Origin of the sequence: Desulfitobacterium sp. (genome assembly GCF_035539115.1) — a bacterium.
GTDB lineage: Bacteria > Bacillota > Desulfitobacteriia > Desulfitobacteriales > Desulfitobacteriaceae > Desulfitobacterium_A.
In genome coordinates this window covers 38,244-63,016 of record NZ_DATLJA010000025.1, presented here as the reverse complement: position 1 = coordinate 63,016, position 24,773 = coordinate 38,244, and the positions used below count along the sequence as shown (strand labels likewise).

Below are 24,773 nucleotides of genomic sequence, written 5' to 3'. Positions count from 1 at the left end.
AAAGAAGCGAGGTGGCGTTGTAAAGACGCATGTCCGTGTTGTCGAAGGGTATCGCCCCGGACCAGGGATGCCCACCAAACAGCGAACTATTAGAAGTTTTGGTTATCTCGAAGACCAAAAAGATCCTGAGGCTTTCATGGCGATGGTGGAGGAATTCAATGCAAATTTCAAAGATGATGTCCCCTTACGAATTGAAGTTGCGTCCAATGCGCTGATGTATAGCGAGGAAAACCGGCGACTGAACTACGGATACAAATTCCTGGAGGCCGTCTATGACCTGCTCAAAATCAATTCGTTCATCAAAGGCTATGAGAAATCGCACAGGTTCCGGGGGGATTATTCGCCCAGCGACATTTTCAAATTCCTGGTGCTCTTAAGAATCCTCCGCCCGGATTCGAAGCGCGCCACCTGCCAGATGAAGGACGGCTTCTATGGGATGCGCACGGACTTCACGCTGCCGGATGTCTACAGGTCGCTTGACCACTTCGAGGATTTCGAGGTGGAGTTGCAGCGGCATTTGAATGAGCGTGTCAAGGAGACGATCGGCCGCGACCTTTCCTACGCATTCTATGACGTGACCAACTATTTCTTCGAGATAGACTTCCCCGCTGGCGAGGATGACCTGCGGAAAAAGGGCGTGTCGAAGGAGCACCGCACCGACCCGATTGTCGCGATGGGCCTTTTCATGGATTCGAACGGACTTCCGGTCAGCATGTCGATTTTTCCCGGCAACACGAGCGATTCACTCACGCTTCAGCCGACCATGAAGGACGTCAAGGAATCGTACGGGCTTGGCAGGCTGGTCGTGGTCGCCGACAAGGGGCTCAATTCGTCGAAGAATATCGACGTGATCGTGAACAATGGCGACGGTTTCGTCTTCTCGCAGATACTAAAAGGGAAAAAAGGGCAGCGCTACAATGAAAAGCTGTTTGATAAAAGCGGGTGGACATCGAACGAGGGTGGTACATACAGATATAAGCTGTTCAAGGAAGAATATGAGGGTAAAGACAAGGACGGAAAAAAAGAAATACGGACAAGGAAAGTGCTTCTGTATTGGCGCAAGGCCGAAGCCGACATGGCGAGGCGCAAGCGGGAAGAAAAGCTTGAAAAGGCCGCGCGCTCCGTCAAGAACAATGCCTATGGCATCAAAAAAGGCGGCGAGGAATACACAAAAGAAGACATTATTGACAAGAAGACCGGCGAGGTTCTGGAAAACACAAAAAAGCTGCGTAGAGTGGATTTGGAAAAGGCGGAGAAAGACGCGATGTATGACGGCTATTTTTGCATCATCACCAGCGAACTTGACTATGATGAGCGGAAAATGCGCCAGGTGTACGGTGGCCTTTGGCGGATAGAGCAGTCGTTTAGAATTATGAAAACGGACTTTGATGCCAGACCCGTGTTCGTCAGAAAGAATGAGCATATCCGTGCACATTTTCTGATCTGCTTCGTCGCACTCCTCTTCATTCGAATTATTCAGCATCGTATGGGAGAAAAGGCGCTGTCAGCCGAACGGATCGCAAGAGCGCTGGGTGCCGCAACATGTCAGGTTTTGAAGGGCGGCATCATTCACCTCGACGATGTCGGCGGTGCGATCGCGTTCCAAAAGGTGCGAAATAAAAAAGGCGAGATAGTAGACACGCTGGCATATTCGGATGAAGACGAAATAGCGCTGGATTATAAGACAATACAGGATACGTTTGGTACGGATTTTTACAATATTTATCCGCGGCAGGAGGTGTTCAACAAATTCCTGAAGAATATCACTGTAGCATAACAAAATTTATATTTGATCAAAGCGCGAAAAAGCCCGTAGTTTCAACAACTATGGGCTTCTTACCTTTATTAAACTGTAAAAGTCGGGCCAAGTTTTCTTTATTGAATATTTTTTGTACATTAAAGTACAACTTTAGTTACCGAATATGCTATAATGTGAATTGTCTAAGTATTTACTATCCGAGCAGGAAATTCCAGATAAATGTCGAAAGATTTATCAGTTCGGTCTTCGGGAAGAGTACACCAGAACAAGGGGGAGCAAGAATGCAAAAACCCATTCGCGTATTGGTCGCAGATGATAATCGTGAACTCGTAGAAATCCTGAAGGAGTATATCAATAAGCAGGAGGATATGCAGACAATTGGTGTTGCTTATCAGGGGAATGAGGCCTTAGAAATTATCTATCGTGAACAACCGGATGTTGTCGTTTTGGATATTATTATGCCCCATCTCGATGGTTTAGGGGTATTGGAAAAAATACAAAACGATATGCAGAAACCACATGTTATTATTTTGACGGCCTTCGGACAAGAAAATATGACGCAACAAGCGGTGCAACTGGGTGCTGACTATTTTGTGCTTAAACCTTTTGATTTGGATACGTTGGGAAAGAGAATCCGTCAACTCCAGGGTAGAGAGCCAGTGAGCTCGAACATGGCAGCCTCAATGCTGATCAATACTGGAAGTTCGGTTACGACTTCTTACTCATCTTTCTCTGAAACTGAAAATATTGTCCATGTTTTAGAAGTCGAAGTTACGCGTATGATTCATCAAATGGGCGTACCTGCTCATGTTAAAGGATACCAATATTTAAGAGATGCTATTGTTAGTGTAGTTCAGGATGTGTCTCTTTTAGGTGCGGTTACCAAAGAGCTCTACCCAATGATTGCTGAAAAATATGCTACGACACCGAGTCGCGTGGAACGAGCAATCCGGCATGCCATTGAACTGGCTTGGGATCGTGGAAATATTGAGTTTATGAATCACTTCTTTGGCTACACCATTAATGTTGACCGGGGAAAACCGACTAACTCGGAGTTTATTGCGATGGTCGCAGATAAACTGAGGATGGCAAAAATGATGTAGTAAGCTAGTAATAGCAAGGGTTTTAGGGTATTATCATAGCGATAAACTTTTAAAATTCTACATGAATATAGCATTTTTTGTTTAAACACCTTCCTTCAAACTTTTATAGGTATGATAGGGAGGTTTTTATTTCGAAGTAATAAGTAATCACGAATGGGCTGGAGGTGATTGCGATAATCGAGGAACATGTCCAAGTCATCAATTCCGAATTATTAACGGCGATCATTAATTCCACACAAGATGCAATTTCGGTTGTCGATGAGCAGGGTCTCGGGCTTCTGATCAATCCTGCTTATACCCGATTGACTGGATTGACAGCCGAAGATGTGTTGGGTAAACCTGCAACAGTTGATATCGCTGTTGGGGAAAGCATGCATATGCAGGTCTTAAAGACCGGAAAAGCGGTCAAAGGAGTCTCCATGAGAGTCGGCCCAAAACGACGCGAAGTTATCGTCAATGTTGCTCCCATTACAGTTGAAGGGAAATTGATGGGCGCGGTTGCGGTAATCCGTGACGTTTCCGAAATTCGAAAGCTCTCTGAAGAACTTGAAGGGGCAAAACGCCTTATTCGTCATCTAGAGGCCAAGTATACGTTTAAAGATATCATCGGAGAAAGCCAGGAGATCAGGGAAGTAATCGAGCAGGCACAGAATGCGGCTCAAACTCCAGCCACAGTTTTGCTAAGAGGAGAGAGTGGGACCGGGAAGGAACTTTTTGCACATGCGATTCATCGCGCCAGCGCTCGGCAAAATGAGCAGTTCATCCGCGTTAATTGTGCTGCGCTTGCAGAGAATCTCTTAGAAAGCGAACTTTTCGGGTATGTTGAAGGGGCTTTTACAGGAGCCCGCCGCGGCGGAAAAACCGGGTTATTTGAAGAAGCGAACGGGGGGACGCTTTTCCTCGATGAAATCGGAAGTATTAGCTTAAACCTCCAGGTGAAATTACTACGCGTTTTGCAAGAAAAAGAACTCATTCGGGTCGGTGATAACCACCCGATCCCCATCGATGTTCGGGTTATTGCAGCAACCCACGTTAATTTAGAAGAAAAAATCCGGCGAGGAGAATTTCGTGAAGATCTCTATTACCGATTGAATGTTATTCCTCTCGTTATTCCGCCTTTACGTCAACGCCGCTCGGATATCACTTTACTGGGGGAACATCTTCTTCGTCGCTTAAATCAGGATTATGGACGAAATGTAGAGAGGATTGGGGACGAGGCGATTCGAATATTAGAGCACTATACTTGGCCAGGTAATGTCCGAGAACTGGAAAATGTTCTCGGACGGGCCATCATTAACATGAAGCTTGGGGAGAGCCGGATTGAGGCGCATCATTTACCCATCCTCCAGACGACAGATCCTTTACAAAGGAATCCAGTTTTCTGGGAGATGTCGCTAAAGGATCATAGTAAGGAAGACGTCCTTTCTGGTCATTTCTATGAAGAAGGGTTTACGTCACTTCAACGGAAATGGGAACGCGAACTGTTGATCGAAGTTATGCAAAAGACAAGGGGGAATAAAACAAAGGCCGCCCAATTACTGAAGATATCGTTACGTAATCTTTACTATAAGTTAGAACGTCATGGACTCGGGGATAAAGAAAACCCGGCTTCCGCCGAACCTTAGAGAGAGCGAAAGCCGTTGGTTGCACTTATGCTATCAGCAGAAAAACTTATGCTTTCTGTTAGTACTAGGAAGATGCTTGCAAATCATTGCAAGCATCTTTTTGCATAACTCTGCAAAAATTTGCAGGGGTTTTACTGTATTTGAGCATGTTTCAATAACTCGCCTTAATTAAGGAACTATTCTATAAAAGCTCAAGACCGTACTTAGGCTATTCTTGCCTTTGAGAGGGACGAAAATTTATATTATTCTGAAAATAATTAAGTCTTTCTTGGCATTTAATTTGCATTAACTTTATTAGCGAAGGTAAAAAGAGGAGGGCACTCAGCATGGAAATTTTTGAGGTTATGGAAAAGAAGGCTTATGAACAACTTGTTTTTTGCCAGGATAAAACCTCTGGCCTTAAAGCCATTATCTGTATTCATAACACGAGTTTAGGTCCGGCTCTCGGGGGTACACGGATGTGGAACTATCCAAAGGAGGAGGATGCGATTCAGGATGCCTTGCGTTTAGCTCGAGGTATGACCTATAAAAACGCTGCAGCGGGCTTAAATATTGGGGGCGGGAAAACCGTAATTATCGGAGATTCGCGTGTCCAAAAAAGTGAGGCACTTTTCAGAGCTTTGGGGCGCTTCGTTCAATCTCTCAATGGACGCTATATTACCGCTGAGGATGTCGGAACCTCAGTCCGTGACATGGAATGGGTGCGCCTTGAAACTAAATTTGTGACAGGGCTTTCCTCTTCTTATGGTTCCTCTGGGGATCCTTCCCTGATGACCGCGCGTGGAGTATGGAAAGGGATGAAGGCAGCGGCCAAAGAGGTGTTCGGGAGTGATTCCTTGGAGGGAAAGACAATCGCAGTTCAAGGACTCGGACATGTCGGATATCACTTAGTAAAGCATCTCCAAGAAGAAGGAGCACACTTGATTGTGACCGATCTCAATCCAGAAGCAGTCAAGAACGTCGTCCAGGAAACCGGGGCTAAGCCTGTTCGCCCAGATGAAATCTACGCAGTCAAATGTGATATTTTTGCCCCGTGTGCACTTGGAGCAGTTATTAATGATCAAACGATTTCATTGTTAAAATGTCAGGTCGTTGCCGGATCAGCCAATAATGTTCTGGCTGAGGAGCGTCATGGGGATAAACTCCATGAGCTGGGAATTCTTTATGCTCCGGATTATGTAATCAATGCGGGCGGAGTCATCAATGTTGCAGATGAATTAGAGGGGTATAACTATGAACGCGCCTTGAAAAAAGTGGATGGCGTCTATGATAACGTTGTTAACGTCATTGAAATGGCGAAACGGGATCATCTCCCGACGTATAAAGCTGCCGATCGGGTAGCCGAAGAGCGGATTGAGAAAATCGGTCGGGTGCGGAGTACGTTCCTTGGCTAATGTGCGCATCCCTGGGCACATTTGGTGTGGTTTGCGAGTATATGAATAAGAGAGGAGGCGGCGAGAATGCGAAAAGTTGAGTTTGAAGAAGAGCGGTGTAAAGGGTGTGAGCTCTGTATCTCAGCTTGCCCGAAGAATTTGATAGCGCTAGTTGACCATTTAAATGGCATGGGTTTTCATCCGGCAAACGTTGTGGACCAGGAGGCATGTATTTCCTGTGCATTCTGTGCCCGCATGTGTCCGGATGTTGTCATCACTGTCCGAAAGGAGGAGAAGAAGGTATGACTAAAGTTTTAATGAAGGGAAATGAAGCTTTAGCTGAGGCTGCAGTGCGAGCAGGTTGCCGTTATTTTTTTGGGTATCCGATTACTCCCCAGAATGAGATTCCTCAGTATTTAGCTTGGCGCCTCCCCGAAGAGGGCGGAGTATTTATTCAAGCTGAATCTGAAATAGCCGCTATTAACATGGTGTATGGGGCAGCCGGAGCTGGCGCCCGGGTTATGACTTCTTCTTCATCTCTAGGGATTAGTTTAAAGCAGGAAGGAATCAGTTATATTGCCTGTGCAGAGCTTCCTTGTGTCATAGTAAACATGCAGCGGGGCGGACCGGGGCTTGGAGGAATTCAACCCGGACAAGCCGATTATTTTCAAGCTGTTAAAGGGGGAGGACATGGGGATTATCACCTACTCGTTCTCGCCCCTGCGACGATTCAAGAGATCGTGGATTTGATGGGCAAAGCCTTTGATTTAGCCGACGAATACCGAAATCCGGTTATGATCCTTGGTGATGGAATTTTAGGCCAGATGATGGAAGCTGTAGAATTCCCAGATCAGGAAGCACCAACTGTCTTGCCGCAAAAGCCCTGGGCGACGACGGGGGCTAAAGGCAGAGCTCCGAATCTCATTAATTCCTTGTATCTGGATCCGGAGAAATTGGAACAGCATAACTATCATTTACAGGATAAATATCAGAAAATGATTGAGAAAGAGACGTTAGCAGAGTCCTATCTTACAGAGGATGCAGAAATAGTCCTTGTGGGTTACGGTTCTTCGGCACGAATTGCGAAGGCCGCAGTAGATCAAGCTCGAAAGATGGGAATTAAGGCAGGGTTGTTTCGCCCGATTACCCTTTACCCCTTCCCCCATCAAGAAATTCAGGCGGCCTGCCAACACGCAAAACAGGTGTTAACGGTGGAAATGAGCCTAGGACAGCTTGTCGAAGATGTTCGCTATCACTTAGAGTTTAGGATCCCTGTTCATTTTTACGGTCGGGTCGGTGGCATGATCCCTACGCCGCGTGAAGTTTGGCGAGTGATTGAAGATCTTGTGAAGGAAGGGGGAGCATCATGATTACAGTGTTTAAACGTCCTGAGGCCTTAACCCTTTCAAATACCCATTATTGTCCCGGGTGCACACATGGCATTATTCATCGTTTAGTGGCTGAAGTAATTGATGAATTAGGCGTACGTGAAGAGACGATCGGGATCGCCTCGGTAGGGTGTTCCGTTCTCGCCTATAACTATTTCAACGTGGATATGCAACAGGCTGCACACGGTCGTGCGCCTGCAGTAGCAACGGGTGTGAAACGAGTTCATCCGGATAAGATCGTGTTTACTTACCAAGGAGATGGGGATTTAGCAGCGATTGGAACGGCTGAAATTATTCATGCGGCGGCGCGAGGAGAAAGATTTACAACGATCTTTGTGAACAATGCAATTTATGGAATGACCGGTGGACAGATGGCGCCAACGACTCTACCGGGACAAGAGGCGACGACAGCTCCCAAAGGGCGGGATCCACTTGTGCAAGGGTATCCGATCCGCATGTCCGAAATCCTAGCAACCCTTGATGGACCAGCTTTCATTGCCCGTGTTTCCGTGCATAACCCACAAGAAGTCGCCAAGGCCAAAAAGGCAATTCGGCAAGCTTTTGAGGCGCAAATTGCTGGCAAAGGATTTGCTTTGGTTGAAGTGCTCTCCAGTTGTCCAACGAACTGGGGATTTACGCCGGTTGAAGCGTTGAAATGGTTGGAAAATAATATGATACCTTATTATCCTCTGGGAGTTAAAAAATCGATAATGAACGCGGAAGACTCACAGAATCTTGCAGAGGAGGGATGAGGAGATGTTACAAGAGATCATCTTAGCGGGCTTTGGCGGGCAGGGTGTTATGTCTATGGGACAACTTCTGGCTTATGCCGGAATGTTTGAAGATAAACACGTCAGTTGGATCCCTTCTTATGGTCCGGAAATGCGGGGGGGGACTGCAAATTGTGCAGTGACTCTTTCCGATTCTTCAATCAGTTCTCCGGTGATCAGCGAACCCAACACTTTGATCGTTCTTAATCGTCCTTCACTCGACAAGTTTGAAAAGAATCTCCAACCCGGTGGGCTACTCTTAATGAACTCCTCCTTGATTGACGTCAGTCCGCAGCGTCAGGATATCCAAGTCGTTAGGATTCCGTCAGATGATTTAGCCAATGAGAAATTTGGAAATACTCGGGTAGCGAATATGATTATTCTCGGGGCCTATCTTGAATTAACACAAGCTTTAAGCTTGGAAAGTGTGGAAAAGGCCCTTAAAAAGGTTCTCCCGGAATATCGGCACTCCCTCATCCCGTTGAATCGGAATGCTTTGGAATTAGGCGTTAGTATGGTAAAATAGATTTATCCAAAGTGTAGATTCCCCTAAAATAAAGAAGGGGGAATGCATGGAGGTGGTGAATGGTTTGATTCTGAGTGGAGTAACACGAGTAAGCTGGCATTATGTCGGCTTTTCTTTTTTTAGAACTTTAACTTATACTAGAAAGGAACTGTTTTGGCTTGTGGTCTAAAAAGAAGATAAGTACTTTGAATTGAGGTGGATATTATGCCCAACCAAAAGAAAGATTTCGCAGATCTACGCGAAGAATGTTTGCGCCAGGAGACGATTTTTCAAGGCCGCTTACTCCGCCTGAATCGGGATGTTGTCCGTTTGCCCAACGGAGCGGAAGCGACACGGGAGGTTGTCATTCATCCGGGTGCGGTTGCGATCGTGGCCATGGAAGGGGAGGAGCTGTTATTGGTGAAACAATACCGTTACCCGATCGCTCAGGAAACCTTGGAAATCCCGGCAGGAAAACTTGAGTCGGGGGAAACGCCGGAAGCATGCGCCCAAAGGGAACTCCGCGAAGAGACAGGGTACCAGGGAAGATTGACTTACCTCGGGCGTTTTTATACCACCCCAGGATTTTCGAATGAGCTCATCCATCTTTTTAGTGCTCGGGACCTTGTTTGGGCTCCGCTAACCGCTGATGAAGATGAATTTTTAGGAGTGGAACGGATTCCCTGGGTGGAAGCGATTCGCAAGGCCCGGAATGGCGAATTCCAGGATGCTAAAACGGCCTTAGGAATTCTGATACAGGCAGGAAAAACAAGTGATTAAAGCATTTGCAGACTTACATATTCATATCGGTCAGAGCTTAGATGGGAAAGCCGTCAAGATTACGGCTGCTCGATCATTAACCTTACCTAATATTCTTCACGCTTCTCGAGAAGTTAAAGGGTTATCCATGATTGGCGTAATTGATGCGCATTCCCGGGGAGTGCGGCAAGATTTTCGGACGTTGCTCCGTGACGGCCAGCTTAAACCGTTAGAGGGTGGAGGATATCAATTCGGAAACCTCACTGTAATTCCAGGAATCGAGCAAGAATTAAGTGTGGGTGAAGGTAATGCACATTTCCTGGCTTATTTCCCAACGCTTGAGCACTTGGAACGCTATATTTCGGAAATCAAACCTCAAGTCAAGAATTGGCAACTCAGTTCCCAGAAGGCCCATGTGCTGGTTGAGGAGTGGCTTGGGGCGGTTGCACTTGGCGAAGGGATTTGGCTGCCTGCTCATGCCTTTACTCCCCATAAGGGGATCTATGGCAACTGCTGCAAATCCTTGCTCGATGTTTTGCCAGGATTACCTCCTGCCTTAGAAATTGGCTTAAGTGCGGATCGGCAAATGGCGAGAAGTTTATCTGAACTGGAACAGGTTACCCTTTTTAGTAATTCAGATGCTCACTCCTTGCCGAAAATTGCCCGTGAATATAACCTTTTGGAGTTAACCGAGAATTCTTTTTCAGGGCTGTCGCAACTCGTTTATGATAAAAAGGGTCAGGTTGTGGCAAACTATGGACTTCCCCCAAAGGTAGGAAAATATCACCGTACGTACTGCTTAGTTTGCGAAAAAGTCGTCGAAGGAGAGCCGCCCCTGCTCAGCTGTCCGCGTTGTGGAAGCCGCAAGGTGGTGACAGGGGTCATGGACCGATTAACGAGTATTGCCGATCGTAAGCTTGTTCTTGCACCAGACCCTCGCTATATTTACCAAGTTCCCCTCCAAGATCTGCCTGGTATCGGACCTAAGATGTATTCACGATTACTTGAAGCTTTTGGGACGGAAATGACGGTAATACATCAAGCGAGCGAAAAAGAGCTGGTTAAGGTTGCTGGGAAAAAGGTTGCACAATGGATTCTAAGTTCTCGAGCAGGGACACTGACCTTTCAAGCCGGTGGAGGGGGAATTTATGGTCGGGTAGTGGACATACTTTCATAATCTTGCGAATAAATCTTTACTAGGGTTGGACTTCAAAGAGTTACAAAAAAGTAAAGATATTTTCATGTGATTAGGGGGCAAGCCACATGCGCAGGAAGCTTATGGAACATATCCGTCAATTTTGGGTGATCTACCTGACCCTGGCCGGGGTCTATCTGGCAGGGAGCGTCTTTGGGGCCATCGGAGTTAGCGCTTTGAGCGGGACCGAAAGCAGCCAACTTGCGCAATTCTTGGATAAGCTTCTCCTGAGCCAACCCCAATCCCTGGATTCTGGTTTTTTGCTGCAACTGGCGCGAGAACAATTCATTATCATGGCCGGTATATGGATTTTAGGGCTGACCGTGATTGGAACTCCGCTGATCTATTTGATTATTTTTACCCGAGGATTTGTGCTCGGGTTTACGATGAGCTTTATTATCGGTATCAAAGGCTTCTGGGGGTTAGGTTTAATCTTCATTTCTGTCCTCCTTCCTGCTGTGGCAGGAATTCCACTCCTCCTGTTGGGGGCTGGGCTGGCGACGATCTTTTCCTTCCTCCTGATCAAAGGGAAGAGTGCAGGAGAGTCCTTACGTCAGGAATTTTTTTATTATTCCCTCGCTACTGTGCTAATTTCGCTAGGGTCAGTTGCCGTAGGGGTATCTCAAGGGTATTTTTCCCTTCTCGGGGTAAGATTTTTAAATCTCTAAATGAGCGAGAAGTTTTCTTTACACATTCCAACATAGAGACAATCGCTAAGTGCATACGTTTTAGGGGGAGGGGAGCGTATGCCGAAAAAAAGCTGGCCTGAATTTTTCTTTTACATTGCTCGCATTTTTATTCTTCTGATTCTTCTTGCCGTGGTATTACCGAAATTAGTAAGCGTTTGTAGCCTTTGGATCTCTTCACAGGCTCAGGATGAACGCCAGCCGAGTGGAAATCCTGTGCGCGTTGAAGAACCCTCCTTAAGCAGATTTGTGCTTCAACTATTTCCGAATACTTCGCGCCATTAAAGGCGCAGGAAAATCCCTCTCCCTTGTAGAATTAATCAACTATAAGGGGGGAATGCTTGATGGAAATCCAGGATCTCACTTGGATTCGCAGATATTTGACCTACCTTAATGTTGAGCGCGGGCTTTCTGTTAATACGCGTTGCAGCTATGAGCGAGATCTGAAGAAATTACAGACGTTTTTACATGCTAGGACTAAGAATTTGGAAGACTGTGAAGGAAATGACCTCTTCCTGTTTCTTCTTAAGGAGAAAAAACAGGGTCGGTCTGCGCGTACGCTTGCCCGTTATCTTGCAACGATAAGGGGGCTTTTTTCATTTCTTATCTTAGAACGGTTGAGATTAGAAGATCCCACAGAATATCTATCTACACCCAAACTTGAACAAAATCTTCCTTACGTGTTGTCTGAGAACGTGATGGACAAACTATTAGATAGTACTCTGGAAAATCAAAATAGGGGAAACGATTCAGCAGAAAAAAGCCTAGATAAGGAGGAAAGAAAAGAAAATAGAAATCTCGTTTTCGAACTTCGAGATCATGCAATCCTTGAAATACTTTATAGTAGTGGCCTACGTGTGTCTGAACTGGCTGGGTTGACGCTTAAGGACCTAACTCTGGAGACGGGATATTTGCGTTGCCAAGGAAAAGGGAACAAGGAACGAATTGTCCCTTTAGGAGAGCCTGCAGCGCAAGCATTACAAGAATATCTTAAGGAAGCAAGAAGCCAGCTTTTGGGCCAAAAAACTTCGGGTTTGCTCTTTCTAAATTTCCACGGAGGCAGACTTACCCGTCAAGGAATTTGGGAAATCCTCAAAAAATGGGCCAAAAAGAAGGGCGTCAAGGAAAATATCTATCCCCACCTGATGAGGCACAGCTTTGCTACGCATATGCTTAATCATGGAGCAGATCTTCGTTCCGTCCAGGAAATGCTAGGACATGCAGATATTTCGACGACTCAGATCTATACCCATGTATCCCGTCAACATCTGGTGGAAGTCTTTCGCAAGGCTCATCCGCGAGCAGATTAAAGTCATATGTTAATTGAAGGAGGTGGAGTCGGTTGGGAAAAAGAGCGATCGTCATCGTCTTAGATAGCGTGGGTATCGGAGAAATGCCAGATGCCTCAGATTATGGAGATCTAGGTAGTAACACCCTAGGCAATATTGCTAAAACCAGGGGGGGCTTAAATTTACCACATCTTCAGGCCCTGGGACTCGGAAATATTGCCCCTATTCGAGGAATAGACCCAATCTCGGGCCCCCAAGCATGCTACGGAAAAATGTCCGAGTCTTCTCCTGGCAAGGATACGACAACAGGACATTGGGAAATGGCCGGAGTTGTTCTCGAAGAAGCGTTTCCTACCTTTCCCAAAGGTTTTCCCCAAGCGTTTATCCAGGCCTTTGAGGAGAAAATTGGACGTCAGATCTTGGGGAATGAAGTGGCTTCAGGCACGGAAATAATTCAACGTTTGGGAGAAGAACATGTGAAAACAGGTCGACCAATTGTTTATACTTCAGCCGATTCAGTTTTTCAGATTGCAGCTCATGAAGAGGTCATTCCTCTTCCCGAACTCATGCGTTGTTGTGAAATCGCACGGAAAATGCTTGATGGCGATATGCGGGTGGGTCGAGTTATTGCCCGACCTTTTCGCGGCGAACCCGGGAATTATTATCGAACAACGAATCGACATGACTTCGCGATTGAACCACCCCATAAGATACTCCTTGATTATGTTCAAGAGGCGGGTCTAAAGGTGATGGCGGTCGGAAAGATCAAGGATATCTACTACGGACATGGCGTTTCTGAGCACGTCTTGACCCAGGGAAATCAGGATGGTATCGATAAGACGCTCACCTATCTTGAAAAAGATCAGCCAGGACTTATTATGACGAATCTCGTGGATTTTGATATGCTTTATGGTCATCGAAACAATGTCGAGGGTTATGCTCAGGCCTTGGAAGAATTTGACGCGCGTCTTCCCGAGATTTTAGTGCGTTTACGCCAGGAGGATCTTCTGGTGATCACGGCCGATCATGGCTGTGATCCAACGACACCGAGTACAGACCATTCGCGGGAATATGTGCCGCTCTTGGTCTATGGCCCAGAACTACGGGGTGGAGTTAATTTAGGTATTCGGACAAGCTTCGCCGATTTGGGCCAAACGGTGGCTGAGTATTTGAAGACAACTCCACTACCCCATGGTCATAGCTTTTTATCAGACGTCATACTTTAAATTTAAGCAAACTACGGAGGTTGATGAAAATGTCTAACCGCGAAGAGGAATATACCACGAAACTAGCTGAAGTCAGACGCTACCTCATGGAAAAAGTGAATAATCAGCCGGAAATGGGGATTATTCTTGGTTCAGGATTGGGTGGCTTTGTCGAGGTAATGGAAGAAAAAGTCGCTATCCCTTATCGGGAAATTCCCCATTTCCCTATTTCGACGGTTGAGGGGCATAAGGGAGAACTCGTTTTTGGCAAGGTGATGGGCAAGTCCATCGTGGTCATGCAGGGACGATTCCATTACTATGAAGGGTATTCGATGCAAGAGGTAACCTTCCCCGTTCGCGTGATGCAAGTCCTCGGGGTGAACGGACTAATTGTCACGAATGCGGCTGGGGGAATTAACACTGCATATCGTCCCGGCGATTTGGTGCTGATCAAGGATCATCTGAATTTCATGGGAGAAAATCCTTTACGGGGAGTGAATCTCTCCAGCTTAGGCCCACGTTTTCCCGATCTCAGTGAAGGGTATGATCTAGAATGGCGGCAAAAGGCCTTAACTGTGGCTCGGGAAATCGGGATTCATCCTCAGGAAGGGATTTACGCCGCAATGAGCGGACCGAGTTATGAAACCCCGGCAGAGATTCGTTTTCTTCGAACCGTAGGAGCAGATCTGGTCGGAATGTCGACTGTTCCAGAAGTAATTGTTGCCAATCAAGGCGGAATGCGTGTCCTCGGTATTTCCTGTGTGACGAATATGGCTGCGGGGATTCTACCGCAACGCCTCAGTCATGCTGAGGTTATGGAAACAGCAGAACGAATCGAGAAGCAGTTCGTCCGGTTTGTCCAAGCTTTAGTCAGAGTACTGTAACGGAAACTTATTTCAGGTGGAGTTTTAACTCCACCTGAAGTTACTTATCTCCCGCTTAAGAGCAAGCGGCTTAATGGTGATTAGTCATCAGATAAATAAGTAACAAGTTGATTAGAAAGGATGGAGTTGGGAAGATGCGGATGGTGGATCTCATCGAAAAAAAAAGAGATGGCGGGATGCTGACTTCAGCGGAAATTCGCTTTATCATCCAAGGATACGTTGAGGGACAAATCCCCGATTATCAGATGTCAGCCTGGGCTATGGCCGTCTTTTTCCGGGGGATGGAGACAGCGGAAATCGCCGAATTAACCCTAGCGATGGCAGAGAGCGGAGAGCAATTGGACCTTTCTGGTCTGGACGGGCGATTCGTGGATAAACACAGCACGGGCGGAGTGGGAGATAAAACGACACTCCTCTTGAGCCCGATGGTGGCTGCTTGTGGAGTACCCATTGCCAAGATGTCAGGTAGAGGACTCGGCCATACCGGAGGGACGATTGATAAGTTGAGTTCGATTCCTGGTTTTAAGGTCGAACTTGAGCGCGAAGAATTTTTGCGACAAGTGAAGGACGTGGGAATTGCGGTGATTTCGCAATCGGGAAATATCGTGCCTGCCGATAAAAAATTGTATGCGTTACGTGATGTTACCGGAACAGTTCCCTCCATTCCTTTAATCGCGTCTTCTGTAATGAGCAAAAAGATTGCAGCTGGAGCACAAGGAATTGTCCTCGATGTCAAATTCGGTTCAGGCGCGTTTATGGCAACCCTTGAAGATGCTCGGACGTTGGCACAAACTATGGTAGGAATCGGGAAAACGTTAGGCAGGGATACAATTGCTGTTTTAAGCGCTATGGACCAACCTCTGGGAAAGGCGATTGGTAATTCGCTTGAAGTCCTCGAAGTCCTGGAGGCTTTGCAAGGGAAGGGCCCCCAGGATCTTGTCGAACTTTGTCTCGAACTGGGGGCATGGATGCTCGTGGCCGGACGAAAGGTTCAAAATACCCAGGAGGGTCGCCAGCGGCTGCAAGAAACCTTAGAGAACGGTCAGGCTTTGGCTAAATTCCGCGAATTTGTCAAGGCTCAGGGAGGAGACCTAAACGCCCTTGAGCAAAAAAGTCTTCCGGTTGCACCTCTCCGTTCTTCCTATCTAGCACCGTCTGCCGGGTATATCCGATCTATCGATGCGCGTAAGGTTGGACGTCTTGCCATGATCTTGGGTGCAGGGCGCGTGACCCAAGAGAGCGAGATTGATCTAGGAGCAGGAGTCTACTTAAATAAGAAACAAGGCGATTGGGTTGAAGCAGGAGAACCGGTGCTGGAGCTCTATACCTCTTCTGAGGGCAAAAAGGCGGAGGGCTTAGCGTTAGCTCAAGAGGCCGTATTGCTTGGCCATGAGAAGCCTGGCTTTATTCCGCTGATCGAAGAAGTGATCTCTTGAGTTGAGAGAAAATATTCTTGCTCATAGGACTAAGCCTTCTCACGTATCTTTAGGTAAGGAAGCTAAGGAGTGGGTAGGATGCGTGAGAAAAAGATTTATGCACTGGCGGGAGAACTGAATACAGCTCTGCGTTACGCTGTCCTCGGTGATTCCGAGCGTTTCCTCAAACATAAGCATGCCTGGAAAGCTTGGCATACGCTTAAGGAATTTGGCTGTTCGGTTATTCCAGTGGCTAAGGGAATTACTCGGCTGGACGGAATTAAGGTCTACCCGAATTTAGCATCATTACAAGATAAAATAGATGTGGTAGTGCCTTGTCTTCGCCCCGAGAAAATCCCCGACCTCATAGCTGAAGTTAAGGCTTGCGGTGCCAAAATAGTCTGGTTCCAGGAGCAAAATTGGACGTCCGAATTCCAGACTCAGGCGGACTCCCTGGGAATTCAAGTCGTCAAAGGATGTATTCTTAAGCACAAAATATATGCCCGTCCTTTCGGTTTTCTTAATCCGTGCTATTGGCATGGACTGCATTCTCCGAAAGTACCAAAAAAGAAATATCGCTAGTTATCCATGCCCCCAGGATATAAAATGATCCATGTTTTTTTGAAGAGAGTCTGGGGAAAACTTTTAGCGTTTTCGATGGGTGGACAGTAGAGGGGGTGACAAAAATGTCACCCCCTAAAAACAGGAGTAAAACGGAGCTAAGGAGAGTTTCACTCCTTTCAATTGAAACAGAATTTCCTCGTGATTAGGTGGACACCCAAATCACGCGTTAGCAGCTTATAAGCCCAAAATCAGGTGTGGGCTTTTGGATAACTTGTCATAGTGCACTTTATAGGACCCAAAATAGAAAGACAGGGAAAAAGTCCCCCATTGATTAGATAGGATGATATCGAATCAATGGGGGGCACAACTTAACTAGTGATCCCACCACCATATTTTTCAGCACAGCCCCTTCGTTAGTACCTAATGTGGAAGATCAATCTCACGTGTCTTTTCTAATGATTGGTTTATTGGTTAAGATATTTTAGCAATTCATCTGCCGATGCCATACTGTCTAAAGGCCCTGGTGATTTAGGAGAGAAAATCATAAACTTATTCCACTCACCTATTAAAGGGAAAATAATAGAGCTATACTCAAATCTATAAAGAAAATCATAATTAACATTATTTTTCCAATTGACTGCAACGTTTTTTGAATAGACAAACTCTAATGTATCATTATTTTTCTTTAACGTTTCTATATCTAATTGTGAAATAGCTAATTTAGCAACATCCTTAACTTTAGAAGCCCGATTCTGGGTCATTTTTATGATATTGTCAAATTTACCATTATTCTTATTGATAATAGTTTGATTACCTTGATGATAATATATTATTTTATCCGGAATGGTAATTAGATCTGATGCACTAGTATAGGTTATAATCTGTTCCTCCTTTTCTGAAAGTTTAGGATCAGGCTGTTTTTGACTATTTGATGCAGATTGTTTATTTAGGTTATTTAAATTAGCTGAATTACACCCAGAAATAAATAGCAATGGTAGTAACATAAAACAAAGAGTTATATATATATTTTTCACTAAAAAAGATGCTCTTTTCATTTTATACCACCTTTCTTAAATCATAAATCAATAAAAGTTTTTAAGATTTCTAAATAAAATTGAATTCAACCCTCCTTCCAATCAATAATTAATTTGGCAGCGAAAGTCTATCCTAATTTAGCAGTACTATTCGGCCAACCGACCAAGACTAGCCTGCACTAGCAATCGCATGCTAATCCAGTAATTCTGTTCAGAACGGGAGGGGGCATTCTGAATCTTCAGGCGGCAGTCCTGCTCGGAAAGCCACCAATCGCACCCCAGCTTGCCGAGTTCCAGATTTTTAGTTATCTCCGCAATGATCTCCTTGCTCCAGTGTTTATGCTGACTATAGACAATGACACGATCAGCCAAGGCCTGATAGGAGGAATGATGAAAGGTTTGGCTATCTTGATCATATTCCAAGTCCAAGATGGGAATTATCCCTGTCAAGTCGCGAGAAATCTCGGCCAATAAGTCCTTTTCCTCGTTGGATGAACCGATATAGAGGTAATATAGTTTGGCAGTGCGCTTAACCCCAGAACGGCGCAAGATCCGACCCAGTCTTTGGATTCGTTGCCGGGTGCTGCTGGTGGAGGAGGCGATGATCCCGATGTCGGTAGAAGGTACATTCAAACCTTCATCTAGGGCGCGGCAACTTACAAGGATGCGAATTTGCGCGTCGTGATATTTATGCAGGATTTCTTTTCGACTCCACTCGTCCATTTCGGAATGATAACGCCCTACCTGTCCTGGAAACAGGGACTGTAACTCTTCATAAATTGTGTTCGCCACAACAATTCTTTCGCAAAAGATTAAGATTTTTGAACTTTGCGGAAGCTGCGACACAAGATTATTGACACAGCTTACCCGAGCTTCGGCCCTGTAGACCAAATCTTTGCGTCTGGTGGCTAGGATGAGTACCGAACGGGCAAGAGCCGCAATGTTGTCGTCCTCCGAACTTTTCGCCAATTGTTCTAGGCTGGCAAAATACCTCAGTCTGTTTAAGCCTTTCAGGAAAGGACAACGATACATGAGGGTTTCCCGAACGTGCGTCAGTTGTTCACTTAAATCTAGATATAGGTATTCTTCGTCTGGCGTGAATTTTAACTTTAAGTTAAAGATCGCAAAGGAACTTATTATATTGGCATTCAAGGCCTCGACGAAGCTGTATTTGTAGATCTCCTGTCCCAAGGCAGAAAGCAGTGTTTCGTTAAAGGTAGCAGTTTCAGGGGTGGCGGATAAACCAAGGGCATAGTAATGTGTGGCTTGATCTTTGATAGGGATTTGTGTAATAAACTTAAATATGCGCGAATTTTCTGGACTGCAATAGTGATGGCATTCATCCGCAATCAGCAATATTGTGCTACCCTGATGATAGTCGGCAAGTAAATGCTGTGATAACTTGGTGCGGGCAGAGTTCACTACATAAATCATGTACTTGCGATAAGGAGGGTCTTTATGTACCCCGCAGTATATCCCTATGTCCTCCTTTGAAGCAGATAGATAGTCTTGTAGACTCTTAGCCCATTGATTTGCCAGAAAAACCTTAGGTACAACAATCTTAATTTTCAAGGCAGGCGCTTGTTCTGTAAGTAATGTATATTCTAGCCTGGCGATGGCTCCCAGGGCTAGGATAGTTTTGCCTGCCCCGGTAACGACATTCACAACCCCTTTGCCCTTATTGTGAAACCAGATATCCAGACATTCCTTCTGCCAGGCAAATAACGGTATTTTCAATTGACCATATCCGTTTGAAGCGGATTCTGCTGTCTCTGCGGAAGTTAGCTTATGGAAAAAAGGCATACTTTCTCTCCCCTGCCACCCTCGTGGCTGAATACATTATCTACTCGTTAGTATGACATTATTGGATTATCGTCGCAAGCAGGGGAGGAAAACTCTGTTATCGTGTCGAACTTTTTTATGTCGAACTCTAGCAGAAAAATAATTGTCCCATTTTGGACTCGGAAACACTCATCCCCCGAAAAGTGGGATTCTTAGTGTGTTGTGTCTTTGGTTAAAGAAATATAAGAGGGAGCATAGAAATATGACTGATTATGAGGACTTATATAAACAGATGTTGAACGTCGAAAAAGAGCTTAAGGACAAGATCAACAGTCAACAAAAACTATTTAAGAGCTTGAGCAAAGATCTGGAGAAGGGTGATCTTAAGAGCTGGACTAGGGATCTGACATCCATGCGCGCATACCTGAAGGAACAAGAAACCCTGATGGAAGAGATGCAGACTCAGGTCGATGAATTCGGGATTCGCGAATATATGGAAAATGGCGATTTTGTGGAACAACTATTAACTCATTGCAATCGTCTAGAGGTGGACGTTAAAGGAGACTTTCCCACGTATGAGATGTTTCCTTTCCGAGTCAGAATTGATACTGAGAATCTGGACTTATACCTAGACCGAAAACGTGTCCAATGCTTGCGTCCAATGGCCTTTGTTCAAGATGTTAAAGCCAGCAGGGATAAGCTACTAAAGGCTACTTTTGATCCCAAAGGCTTTGTTAAAGAACTCGCTGCAGCGTATGATTTGATGCTGTTAAAGCAAAACCAGGGTAAAACAGCAACCACGGCGGTAGGGGATATTTATTTAAAGAGTCTTTACACACTACTAACTCCTATGCGTCGCTTCCGTAAAGATTATGACCTGCAGAGTTTCGCTTTTGACCTGGCACGCCTTTATGCTGCTGACCTACGAACCTGTGAGGATGGACGGCAGTTTCAATTTGGCCCCAGTCGCAATATAAACAAGGCTATCCGCATCCTAGATCAGGATGGCCGGGAGCAGTATTTGGCGACAATCTGTTTTTTGGGGGGACAGTAGAATCGCTACCGGAATTGAGCTGAATTGATGGAAATCAGCATGTTGTTAGAGCGGCACCGGAAAGAAAATGGTCTCCGAAGCCATTCAAGGCTTGAAAGAGCACATACACTCGAACATCGAACCACGAACCTCGATTATAAGATAGGGGGTAATAGCCTTGGAAAATGATATTAAATCAGCTCTAGCCAGCTTAAAGAAGGGACAGGCTCCAGGTAATCGTGAAATCCTGCAGGAAATATCGGTAGGCAGCGAGTTTATTATGGATTTTTGGAAGGGAAAATATCTGGAGAACTATCTGGCTAGTGGAGGCAGCAAGATAAAGTTCCTGACAGGCCGCACCGGGAGTGGAAAAACACATTTTCTAGAAATATTGGCTATGGAAGCAGAAAACATGGGTTATATCTCGGTTAGTCTCTCGGCTCAAAAACTCTGGATCCATGATTTTAAGGAAATCTATACTGCAATATTGCACCAGTTGAATCTACGGGAACGCCTGCAACTCTGCAGTTATGAGGTTATCCGGCAGTTGGGGTATGATCCCGAGATTATTCCCGAAGATATTAGCTTTGCAGATTACTTATCCAGCCAGGGACAACTGGATCCGTTGACAAAGCGGGAGATACGGCAACAGTTGGAAAAGCTCTTTCTAGCCAACCCTCTGATTGACAATAACTTCGCCCTAGCCTGCGCCATGTTGACTGGTGGAATTTTGGGATACCCCACATTGGAAGAAACCAACTGCAAGCTGTTGATGTTGTGGCTGGAAGGAAGTCGGGAAGCCAAACTGTCCTCCCTGCGCCGCCTGGGTTTGTCTCCGAGTAAAATCACCAAATATAATGCTAGGCACATGCTGCGTTCCCTAGTAGAAGTTTGCTGTCTTGCTGGATTCAAGGGTCTAGTGATATCGATTGATAATATGGAAGTACTGGTGAGCGCAGAAAGTACAGAAACCATTCGTTATTCCCGATTGAAACGGGAAGACGCCTATGAAAGTATTCGCGAATTGATTGATGAAATCGATACCTTAAAACACACCATGTTCGTTTTTTCGTTCGATCGTAGTCTGATGGATGATGACGTCAGGGGGCTAAAATCTTATCAGGCGCTGTGGATGCGTATACAAAATGAAATCGAAAGTAAACGTTTTAACCGTTTCGCCGACATTGTCGATTTGGATCGTCTAATTGATGAGGTCTACACTCCTGAAAATATCATCAAAATGTCCACCCGTCTGGCTCAGACCATAAATCGCTTCGATGCAGGGGCCACACCTATAAGCTTGAACACGGCGGAAGAACTTCTCGCACGGTCTCGGTTTGGCAAAGTTTCGTTGCCTCGGAAAGTAGTCCTCACTACTTTGCAGGAAGGAGAATATAATGGATTTTGAAGCACAGAGAGTCATTGAAGCCTTGCGTTCGGGAGTGTCTTCCCGGGCGGTTGGACATTACTTCTCCTCAGCCCGTCCAGAATTAATGGAGCAGATCTCCCGCAAGTTAGACCGGGTCAGAGAAACCGGAGAATCAAGTGGTATGGTTGTTTCTGGTAAGTACGGTGAGGGTAAGACCCATCTTTTGAATACGGTGTTTAACCTAGCCCACAGTAACAATATGGTGGTCAGCCTAGTTTCCCTAAGTAAGGAGACCCCGTTTGACAAACTTTATCTGGCTTATCAGAAACTGGTTGCCAATACGTATCTGCCTGGGCGTCTGCAACCCGGATTTCAACATGTCCTCCAAGATATCACCCCGAATAATCCAAGTGCGATAGATCTGCTCTCCTTTACCAGTAAGCACTTAGAGACCGACAAGTTGTTTTTTGCTTTACGATCCTTTCTGAATGTTGATGATCCGGACGAAAAATACCTACTCATGTCAGATCTAGAGGGTGATTTTATCAATAATGCCCTTTTGCGCCAGATCTACAAACGGATTTTTGCTCAAACAGTCCATTACGCAGTTCCCTTTAGTAAAACTCGTCACAGTATGGACTACTTCACATTCTTAAGTCATCTCTTTAAATTGTTGGGGTACAATGGTTGGGTTATCTTGTTTGATGAGACTGAATTGATAGGTCGTTTGGGCAAAAAAGCCCGCCTTAACGCCTATAATAATATGGCATCGTTCTTGTTTCCCGAGAAACATTCGCGTCTCGAATCCACCTTCACCATGTTTGCTTTGGGGGCATCGTATCAAGAAGATGTCATAGAATCCAAGCACGAGTTTGAAAACCTCGCCACTACGTATGTGGATCGTGCCCAACGGGAACCCATCGAAAAGGTGCTTAACGCTATTATTTCCGCCCCCCAGCTTCAACCGCTGAACCAGGATGAAATCCTGGACGTTCTTAAACAGGTCCAGAATTTTCATGGCCGAGCCTATGACTGGCAACCTAAACTTGATGTACGAGAAGTGCTAAAGGCCTCCGAAAACCGAGGCTACCTGTTAAGAACCAGAATCCGTGCTGCCGTAGAAGTGCTAGATCAGCTTTATCAGTACGGGCAGGCCGGAAATATTCAAATCAATGCCCTCGGTGAACCACTCTATCAAGAAGAATTGCCTTCCCTGGATGGCTGTATTATTGAAGACGAATAATGTCATTGTAAATAGCCAGGCTAAGAAGACATAGGTACGCAATAAGAAATTAATCTAAAAAAGAGTGGCATTTGTCACTCTTTTTTGTGCAAGGGGGGACGGTTCTATATAAATGAATCAGCCATTTGCCTGTTTATTGAAACGAGGAACCTGTTCCCTCGTTTCAGAACTTCGAGCTAATGTCCCGGGCAATGGCGACACCACAGGCACTGGCTTGGGCGAGTCCACGGGTGACGCCGGCGCCATCTCCACCGGCATAGAGTCCGGAGATTTCAGTTTCAAATGTATTGGTGAGTTTAGGTCGGGAAGAATAAAATTTCGCTTCAACCCCATAGAGAAGGGTATGTTCTGAAGCGATTCCTGGGGTGACCCGATCTAGGGCTTGAATCATCTCGATAATGCTCTGCATTGTGGTATAGGGCAAGACGAGACATAAATTACCGGGTACTGCTTCTTTGAGCGTAGGTTCAATGAAGCCCTCGCGAATTCTTTTTTCAGTTGAGCGGCGACCTTTCAGAATATCCCCAAACCGTTGTAGGAGGACGCTGCCATTAGATAAGTCGTTAGCTAAACGGGAAATGGCTTTCGCATATTCATTGGGCTTATTAAAGGGGTAAGAAAAATTATGTGAGACGAGTAAAGCAAAGTTGGTATTATGGCTGCCTAGGTTTTTATCCTTAAAAGCATGACCATTCGCCAACATGACCCCACTATGATTTTCAATAACGACATGCCCTGAGGGATTACTACAAAAACTACGCACAGAGGTCCCCACGGAAGTCCGGTAAATAAACTTTCCTTCATATAAATTTTCATTAATGTCTTCCATGATCGTATCTAAGGTTTCGACACGCACGCCAACATCAACCTGGTTGCTGCTCATTTCTAAGTTGCGCTTTTTAAAGACATGAGTCAGCCATCCCGAACCATCTCGGCCTGGAACGAGAACGACATAAGGTGCACGAATCTCCCGACCTTCTTCATCCAGAATTCCTGTTATTCGGAGATGTCCTGCTTCTTCCTTGGTTAAAAGATCCACAACTTCCGTTTCGAAAATCATGTTAATTTTAGTTTTCAAATTTTCATAAATACTTTTCATAATCTCGAGATTCTGTTCCGTCCCTAGATGGCGAACTTGAGCCCGTAGAAGTTTCAAGCCAGCGGCTAAGCCACGTCGCTCAATCTCCTTAACTGCAGGGGTGGTTGGATCTGTGAGTTCGGATTTAGCACCATGTTGTAAGTTGATTCCGTCCACGTAATGGATTAAGCTCAGAACATCGGACGGAGCTAAATATTCAGTCATCCAGCCGCCAAACTCTGTCGTAATATTAAACTTACCATCAGAATAGGCCCCCGCTCCGCCAAAGCCGTTCGTAATCGAACAGGCGGGAACGCAGCCGGCATATTTTTTTTGATCCGTTGGCGGTGGGCATTTGGAAAGAGTTTTCTTCAGAATGGGGCAATACCTTTTATAGATGTCACGGCCTTTGTCCACGAGCAGAACGGAAAGTTCGGGATGCAGGGTCGTCAGTTCATAGGCCGTAAAAATGCCGGCAGGTCCAGCTCCAACGATGATCACATCATAATTTTTCAAGTCATCAACCTCCCTCTGAAGTAACCTTCTTTAGCACAAACGCTACAACTATACCCCAAGAAGTCCAAAAAGGCAATCAATTCTCCGAATGATACGTAAAATAAAATAATAAATATTCGAATATAGAAAAGAAGATTGTCAAATGCGGATAAAATGGTATTCTCTATAATATAGGGAAGGGGATGTTACCCCCTAAAT

Annotated in this window: 23 protein-coding genes; 20 read left to right on the top strand and 3 right to left on the bottom strand. The window is 45.5% G+C overall.

The window, feature by feature from the left end:
* The 17 genes from VM640_RS04700 to VM640_RS04620 form a co-directional block, all read left to right on the top strand.
* The coding region (locus VM640_RS04700) for an IS1634 family transposase (protein ID WP_325390259.1) at nt 1-1,777 on the top strand (1,777 nt) is incomplete at its 5' end.
* A 263-nt stretch (nt 1,778-2,040) separates the two neighbouring features.
* Nucleotides 2,041-2,862, top strand: a complete 822-nt coding sequence (spo0A, locus tag VM640_RS04695; protein ID WP_325390258.1) for a sporulation transcription factor Spo0A — start codon at nt 2,041-2,043, stop codon at nt 2,860-2,862.
* 164 nt (nt 2,863-3,026) lie between these two features.
* The gene (locus VM640_RS04690; RefSeq protein WP_325390257.1) at nt 3,027-4,487 is read left to right on the top strand and encodes a sigma-54 interaction domain-containing protein; all 1,461 of its coding nucleotides are present in this window, start codon (nt 3,027-3,029) and stop codon (nt 4,485-4,487) included.
* A 326-nt stretch (nt 4,488-4,813) separates the two neighbouring features.
* Nucleotides 4,814-5,881, top strand: coding sequence for a Leu/Phe/Val dehydrogenase (locus tag VM640_RS04685; protein WP_325390256.1), 1,068 nt, complete (start codon nt 4,814-4,816; stop codon nt 5,879-5,881).
* A gap of 66 nt (nt 5,882-5,947) precedes the next feature.
* Nucleotides 5,948-6,166, top strand: coding sequence for a 4Fe-4S dicluster domain-containing protein (locus VM640_RS04680; protein WP_325390255.1), 219 nt, complete (start codon nt 5,948-5,950; stop codon nt 6,164-6,166).
* Nucleotides 6,163-7,230 (top strand): 3-methyl-2-oxobutanoate dehydrogenase subunit VorB, encoded by a 1,068-nt coding sequence (locus VM640_RS04675; RefSeq protein ID WP_325390254.1) that lies wholly within the window; start codon nt 6,163-6,165, stop codon nt 7,228-7,230. The genes VM640_RS04680 and VM640_RS04675 overlap by 4 nt, the downstream gene beginning before the upstream one ends.
* Nucleotides 7,227-8,000 carry a thiamine pyrophosphate-dependent enzyme gene (locus tag VM640_RS04670; protein WP_325390253.1) on the top strand — a complete coding sequence of 258 codons (774 nt, stop codon included), beginning with the start codon at nt 7,227-7,229 and terminating at the stop codon, nt 7,998-8,000. The genes VM640_RS04675 and VM640_RS04670 overlap by 4 nt, the downstream gene beginning before the upstream one ends.
* 4 nt (nt 8,001-8,004) lie before the next feature.
* Nucleotides 8,005-8,544: a 2-oxoacid:acceptor oxidoreductase family protein gene (locus VM640_RS04665; RefSeq protein ID WP_325390252.1), complete on the top strand. Its 540-nt coding sequence runs from the start codon at nt 8,005-8,007 to the stop codon at nt 8,542-8,544.
* 204 nt (nt 8,545-8,748) lie between these two features.
* Entirely contained in the window at nt 8,749-9,303 is a 555-nt protein-coding gene (locus VM640_RS04660) for an NUDIX hydrolase (protein WP_325390251.1), read from the top strand.
* On the top strand, nt 9,296-10,459 hold the full coding sequence (locus tag VM640_RS04655) for an endonuclease Q family protein (RefSeq protein ID WP_325390250.1): 1,164 nt from the start codon (nt 9,296-9,298) through the stop codon (nt 10,457-10,459). The genes VM640_RS04660 and VM640_RS04655 overlap by 8 nt, the downstream gene beginning before the upstream one ends.
* 86 nt (nt 10,460-10,545) lie before the next feature.
* On the top strand, nt 10,546-11,145 hold the full coding sequence (locus VM640_RS04650) for a stage II sporulation protein M (RefSeq protein ID WP_325390249.1): 600 nt from the start codon (nt 10,546-10,548) through the stop codon (nt 11,143-11,145).
* Between the two features lie 78 nt (nt 11,146-11,223).
* Nucleotides 11,224-11,448: a hypothetical protein gene (locus tag VM640_RS04645; RefSeq protein ID WP_325390248.1), complete on the top strand. Its 225-nt coding sequence runs from the start codon at nt 11,224-11,226 to the stop codon at nt 11,446-11,448.
* 59 nt (nt 11,449-11,507) lie between these two features.
* A complete protein-coding gene (gene xerD, locus VM640_RS04640; protein ID WP_325390247.1) occupies nt 11,508-12,473 on the top strand; it encodes a site-specific tyrosine recombinase XerD in 966 nt (321 codons plus the stop codon).
* Between the two features lie 32 nt (nt 12,474-12,505).
* Nucleotides 12,506-13,678, top strand: coding sequence for a phosphopentomutase (locus tag VM640_RS04635; protein ID WP_325390246.1), 1,173 nt, complete (start codon nt 12,506-12,508; stop codon nt 13,676-13,678).
* Nucleotides 13,679-13,707: 29 nt separating this feature from the next.
* Nucleotides 13,708-14,541 carry a purine-nucleoside phosphorylase gene (locus tag VM640_RS04630; protein ID WP_325390245.1) on the top strand — a complete coding sequence of 278 codons (834 nt, stop codon included), beginning with the start codon at nt 13,708-13,710 and terminating at the stop codon, nt 14,539-14,541.
* Between the two features lie 134 nt (nt 14,542-14,675).
* Entirely contained in the window at nt 14,676-15,977 is a 1,302-nt protein-coding gene (locus VM640_RS04625; protein WP_325390244.1) for a pyrimidine-nucleoside phosphorylase, read from the top strand.
* Nucleotides 15,978-16,055: 78 nt separating this feature from the next.
* Entirely contained in the window at nt 16,056-16,538 is a 483-nt protein-coding gene (locus tag VM640_RS04620; protein WP_325390243.1) for a CoA-binding protein, read from the top strand.
* A 446-nt stretch (nt 16,539-16,984) separates the two neighbouring features.
* Here VM640_RS04620 and VM640_RS04615 read toward each other — a convergent pair whose 3' ends face one another.
* Together VM640_RS04615 and VM640_RS04610 are read right to left on the bottom strand one after the other, a co-directional pair.
* Nucleotides 16,985-17,575, bottom strand: a complete 591-nt coding sequence (locus VM640_RS04615) for a hypothetical protein (RefSeq protein ID WP_325390242.1) — start codon at nt 17,573-17,575, stop codon at nt 16,985-16,987.
* A 126-nt stretch (nt 17,576-17,701) separates the two neighbouring features.
* Nucleotides 17,702-19,357 (bottom strand): DEAD/DEAH box helicase, encoded by a 1,656-nt coding sequence (locus VM640_RS04610; protein ID WP_325390241.1) that lies wholly within the window; start codon nt 19,355-19,357, stop codon nt 17,702-17,704.
* 241 nt (nt 19,358-19,598) lie between these two features.
* Here VM640_RS04610 and VM640_RS04605 point away from each other — a divergent pair, with 241 nt between their 5' ends.
* From VM640_RS04605 to VM640_RS04595, 3 genes are all read left to right on the top strand, one after another.
* A complete protein-coding gene (locus tag VM640_RS04605; RefSeq protein ID WP_325390240.1) occupies nt 19,599-20,390 on the top strand; it encodes a hypothetical protein in 792 nt (263 codons plus the stop codon).
* 157 nt (nt 20,391-20,547) lie between these two features.
* Nucleotides 20,548-21,777 carry a BREX system ATP-binding domain-containing protein gene (locus VM640_RS04600; RefSeq protein WP_325390239.1) on the top strand — a complete coding sequence of 410 codons (1,230 nt, stop codon included), beginning with the start codon at nt 20,548-20,550 and terminating at the stop codon, nt 21,775-21,777.
* On the top strand, nt 21,767-22,981 hold the full coding sequence (locus VM640_RS04595; RefSeq protein ID WP_325390238.1) for a BREX system ATP-binding domain-containing protein: 1,215 nt from the start codon (nt 21,767-21,769) through the stop codon (nt 22,979-22,981). Before VM640_RS04600 ends, VM640_RS04595 begins: the two co-directional genes overlap by 11 nt.
* Nucleotides 22,982-23,144: 163 nt before the next feature.
* Here the strand turns inward: VM640_RS04595 and VM640_RS04590 are convergent, their stop codons facing one another.
* Nucleotides 23,145-24,575 carry an NAD(P)/FAD-dependent oxidoreductase gene (locus VM640_RS04590; RefSeq protein WP_325390237.1) on the bottom strand — a complete coding sequence of 477 codons (1,431 nt, stop codon included), beginning with the start codon at nt 24,573-24,575 and terminating at the stop codon, nt 23,145-23,147.
* Between the last annotated feature and the right edge of the window lie 198 nt (nt 24,576-24,773).

What these genes read in the sequence shown, in the direction of transcription:
- spo0A (WP_325390258.1), top strand. Translation starts at nt 2,041, where the DNA reads ATGCAAAAACCCATTCGCGTATTGGTCGCAGATGATAATCGTGAACTC.
- VM640_RS04685 (WP_325390256.1), top strand. Translation starts at nt 4,814, where the DNA reads ATGGAAATTTTTGAGGTTATGGAAAAGAAGGCTTATGAACAACTTGTT.
- VM640_RS04680 (WP_325390255.1), top strand. Translation starts at nt 5,948, where the DNA reads ATGCGAAAAGTTGAGTTTGAAGAAGAGCGGTGTAAAGGGTGTGAGCTC.
- VM640_RS04675 (WP_325390254.1), top strand. Translation starts at nt 6,163, where the DNA reads ATGACTAAAGTTTTAATGAAGGGAAATGAAGCTTTAGCTGAGGCTGCA.
- VM640_RS04670 (WP_325390253.1), top strand. Translation starts at nt 7,227, where the DNA reads ATGATTACAGTGTTTAAACGTCCTGAGGCCTTAACCCTTTCAAATACC.
- VM640_RS04665 (WP_325390252.1), top strand. Translation starts at nt 8,005, where the DNA reads ATGTTACAAGAGATCATCTTAGCGGGCTTTGGCGGGCAGGGTGTTATG.
- VM640_RS04660 (WP_325390251.1), top strand. Translation starts at nt 8,749, where the DNA reads ATGCCCAACCAAAAGAAAGATTTCGCAGATCTACGCGAAGAATGTTTG.
- VM640_RS04650 (WP_325390249.1), top strand. Translation starts at nt 10,546, where the DNA reads ATGCGCAGGAAGCTTATGGAACATATCCGTCAATTTTGGGTGATCTAC.
- VM640_RS04645 (WP_325390248.1), top strand. Translation starts at nt 11,224, where the DNA reads ATGCCGAAAAAAAGCTGGCCTGAATTTTTCTTTTACATTGCTCGCATT.
- xerD (WP_325390247.1), top strand. Translation starts at nt 11,508, where the DNA reads ATGGAAATCCAGGATCTCACTTGGATTCGCAGATATTTGACCTACCTT.
- VM640_RS04630 (WP_325390245.1), top strand. Translation starts at nt 13,708, where the DNA reads ATGTCTAACCGCGAAGAGGAATATACCACGAAACTAGCTGAAGTCAGA.
- VM640_RS04625 (WP_325390244.1), top strand. Translation starts at nt 14,676, where the DNA reads ATGCGGATGGTGGATCTCATCGAAAAAAAAAGAGATGGCGGGATGCTG.
- VM640_RS04620 (WP_325390243.1), top strand. Translation starts at nt 16,056, where the DNA reads ATGCGTGAGAAAAAGATTTATGCACTGGCGGGAGAACTGAATACAGCT.
- VM640_RS04615 (WP_325390242.1), bottom strand. Translation starts at nt 17,575, where the DNA reads ATGAAAAGAGCATCTTTTTTAGTGAAAAATATATATATAACTCTTTGT.
- VM640_RS04610 (WP_325390241.1), bottom strand. Translation starts at nt 19,357, where the DNA reads ATGCCTTTTTTCCATAAGCTAACTTCCGCAGAGACAGCAGAATCCGCT.
- VM640_RS04605 (WP_325390240.1), top strand. Translation starts at nt 19,599, where the DNA reads ATGACTGATTATGAGGACTTATATAAACAGATGTTGAACGTCGAAAAA.
- VM640_RS04595 (WP_325390238.1), top strand. Translation starts at nt 21,767, where the DNA reads ATGGATTTTGAAGCACAGAGAGTCATTGAAGCCTTGCGTTCGGGAGTG.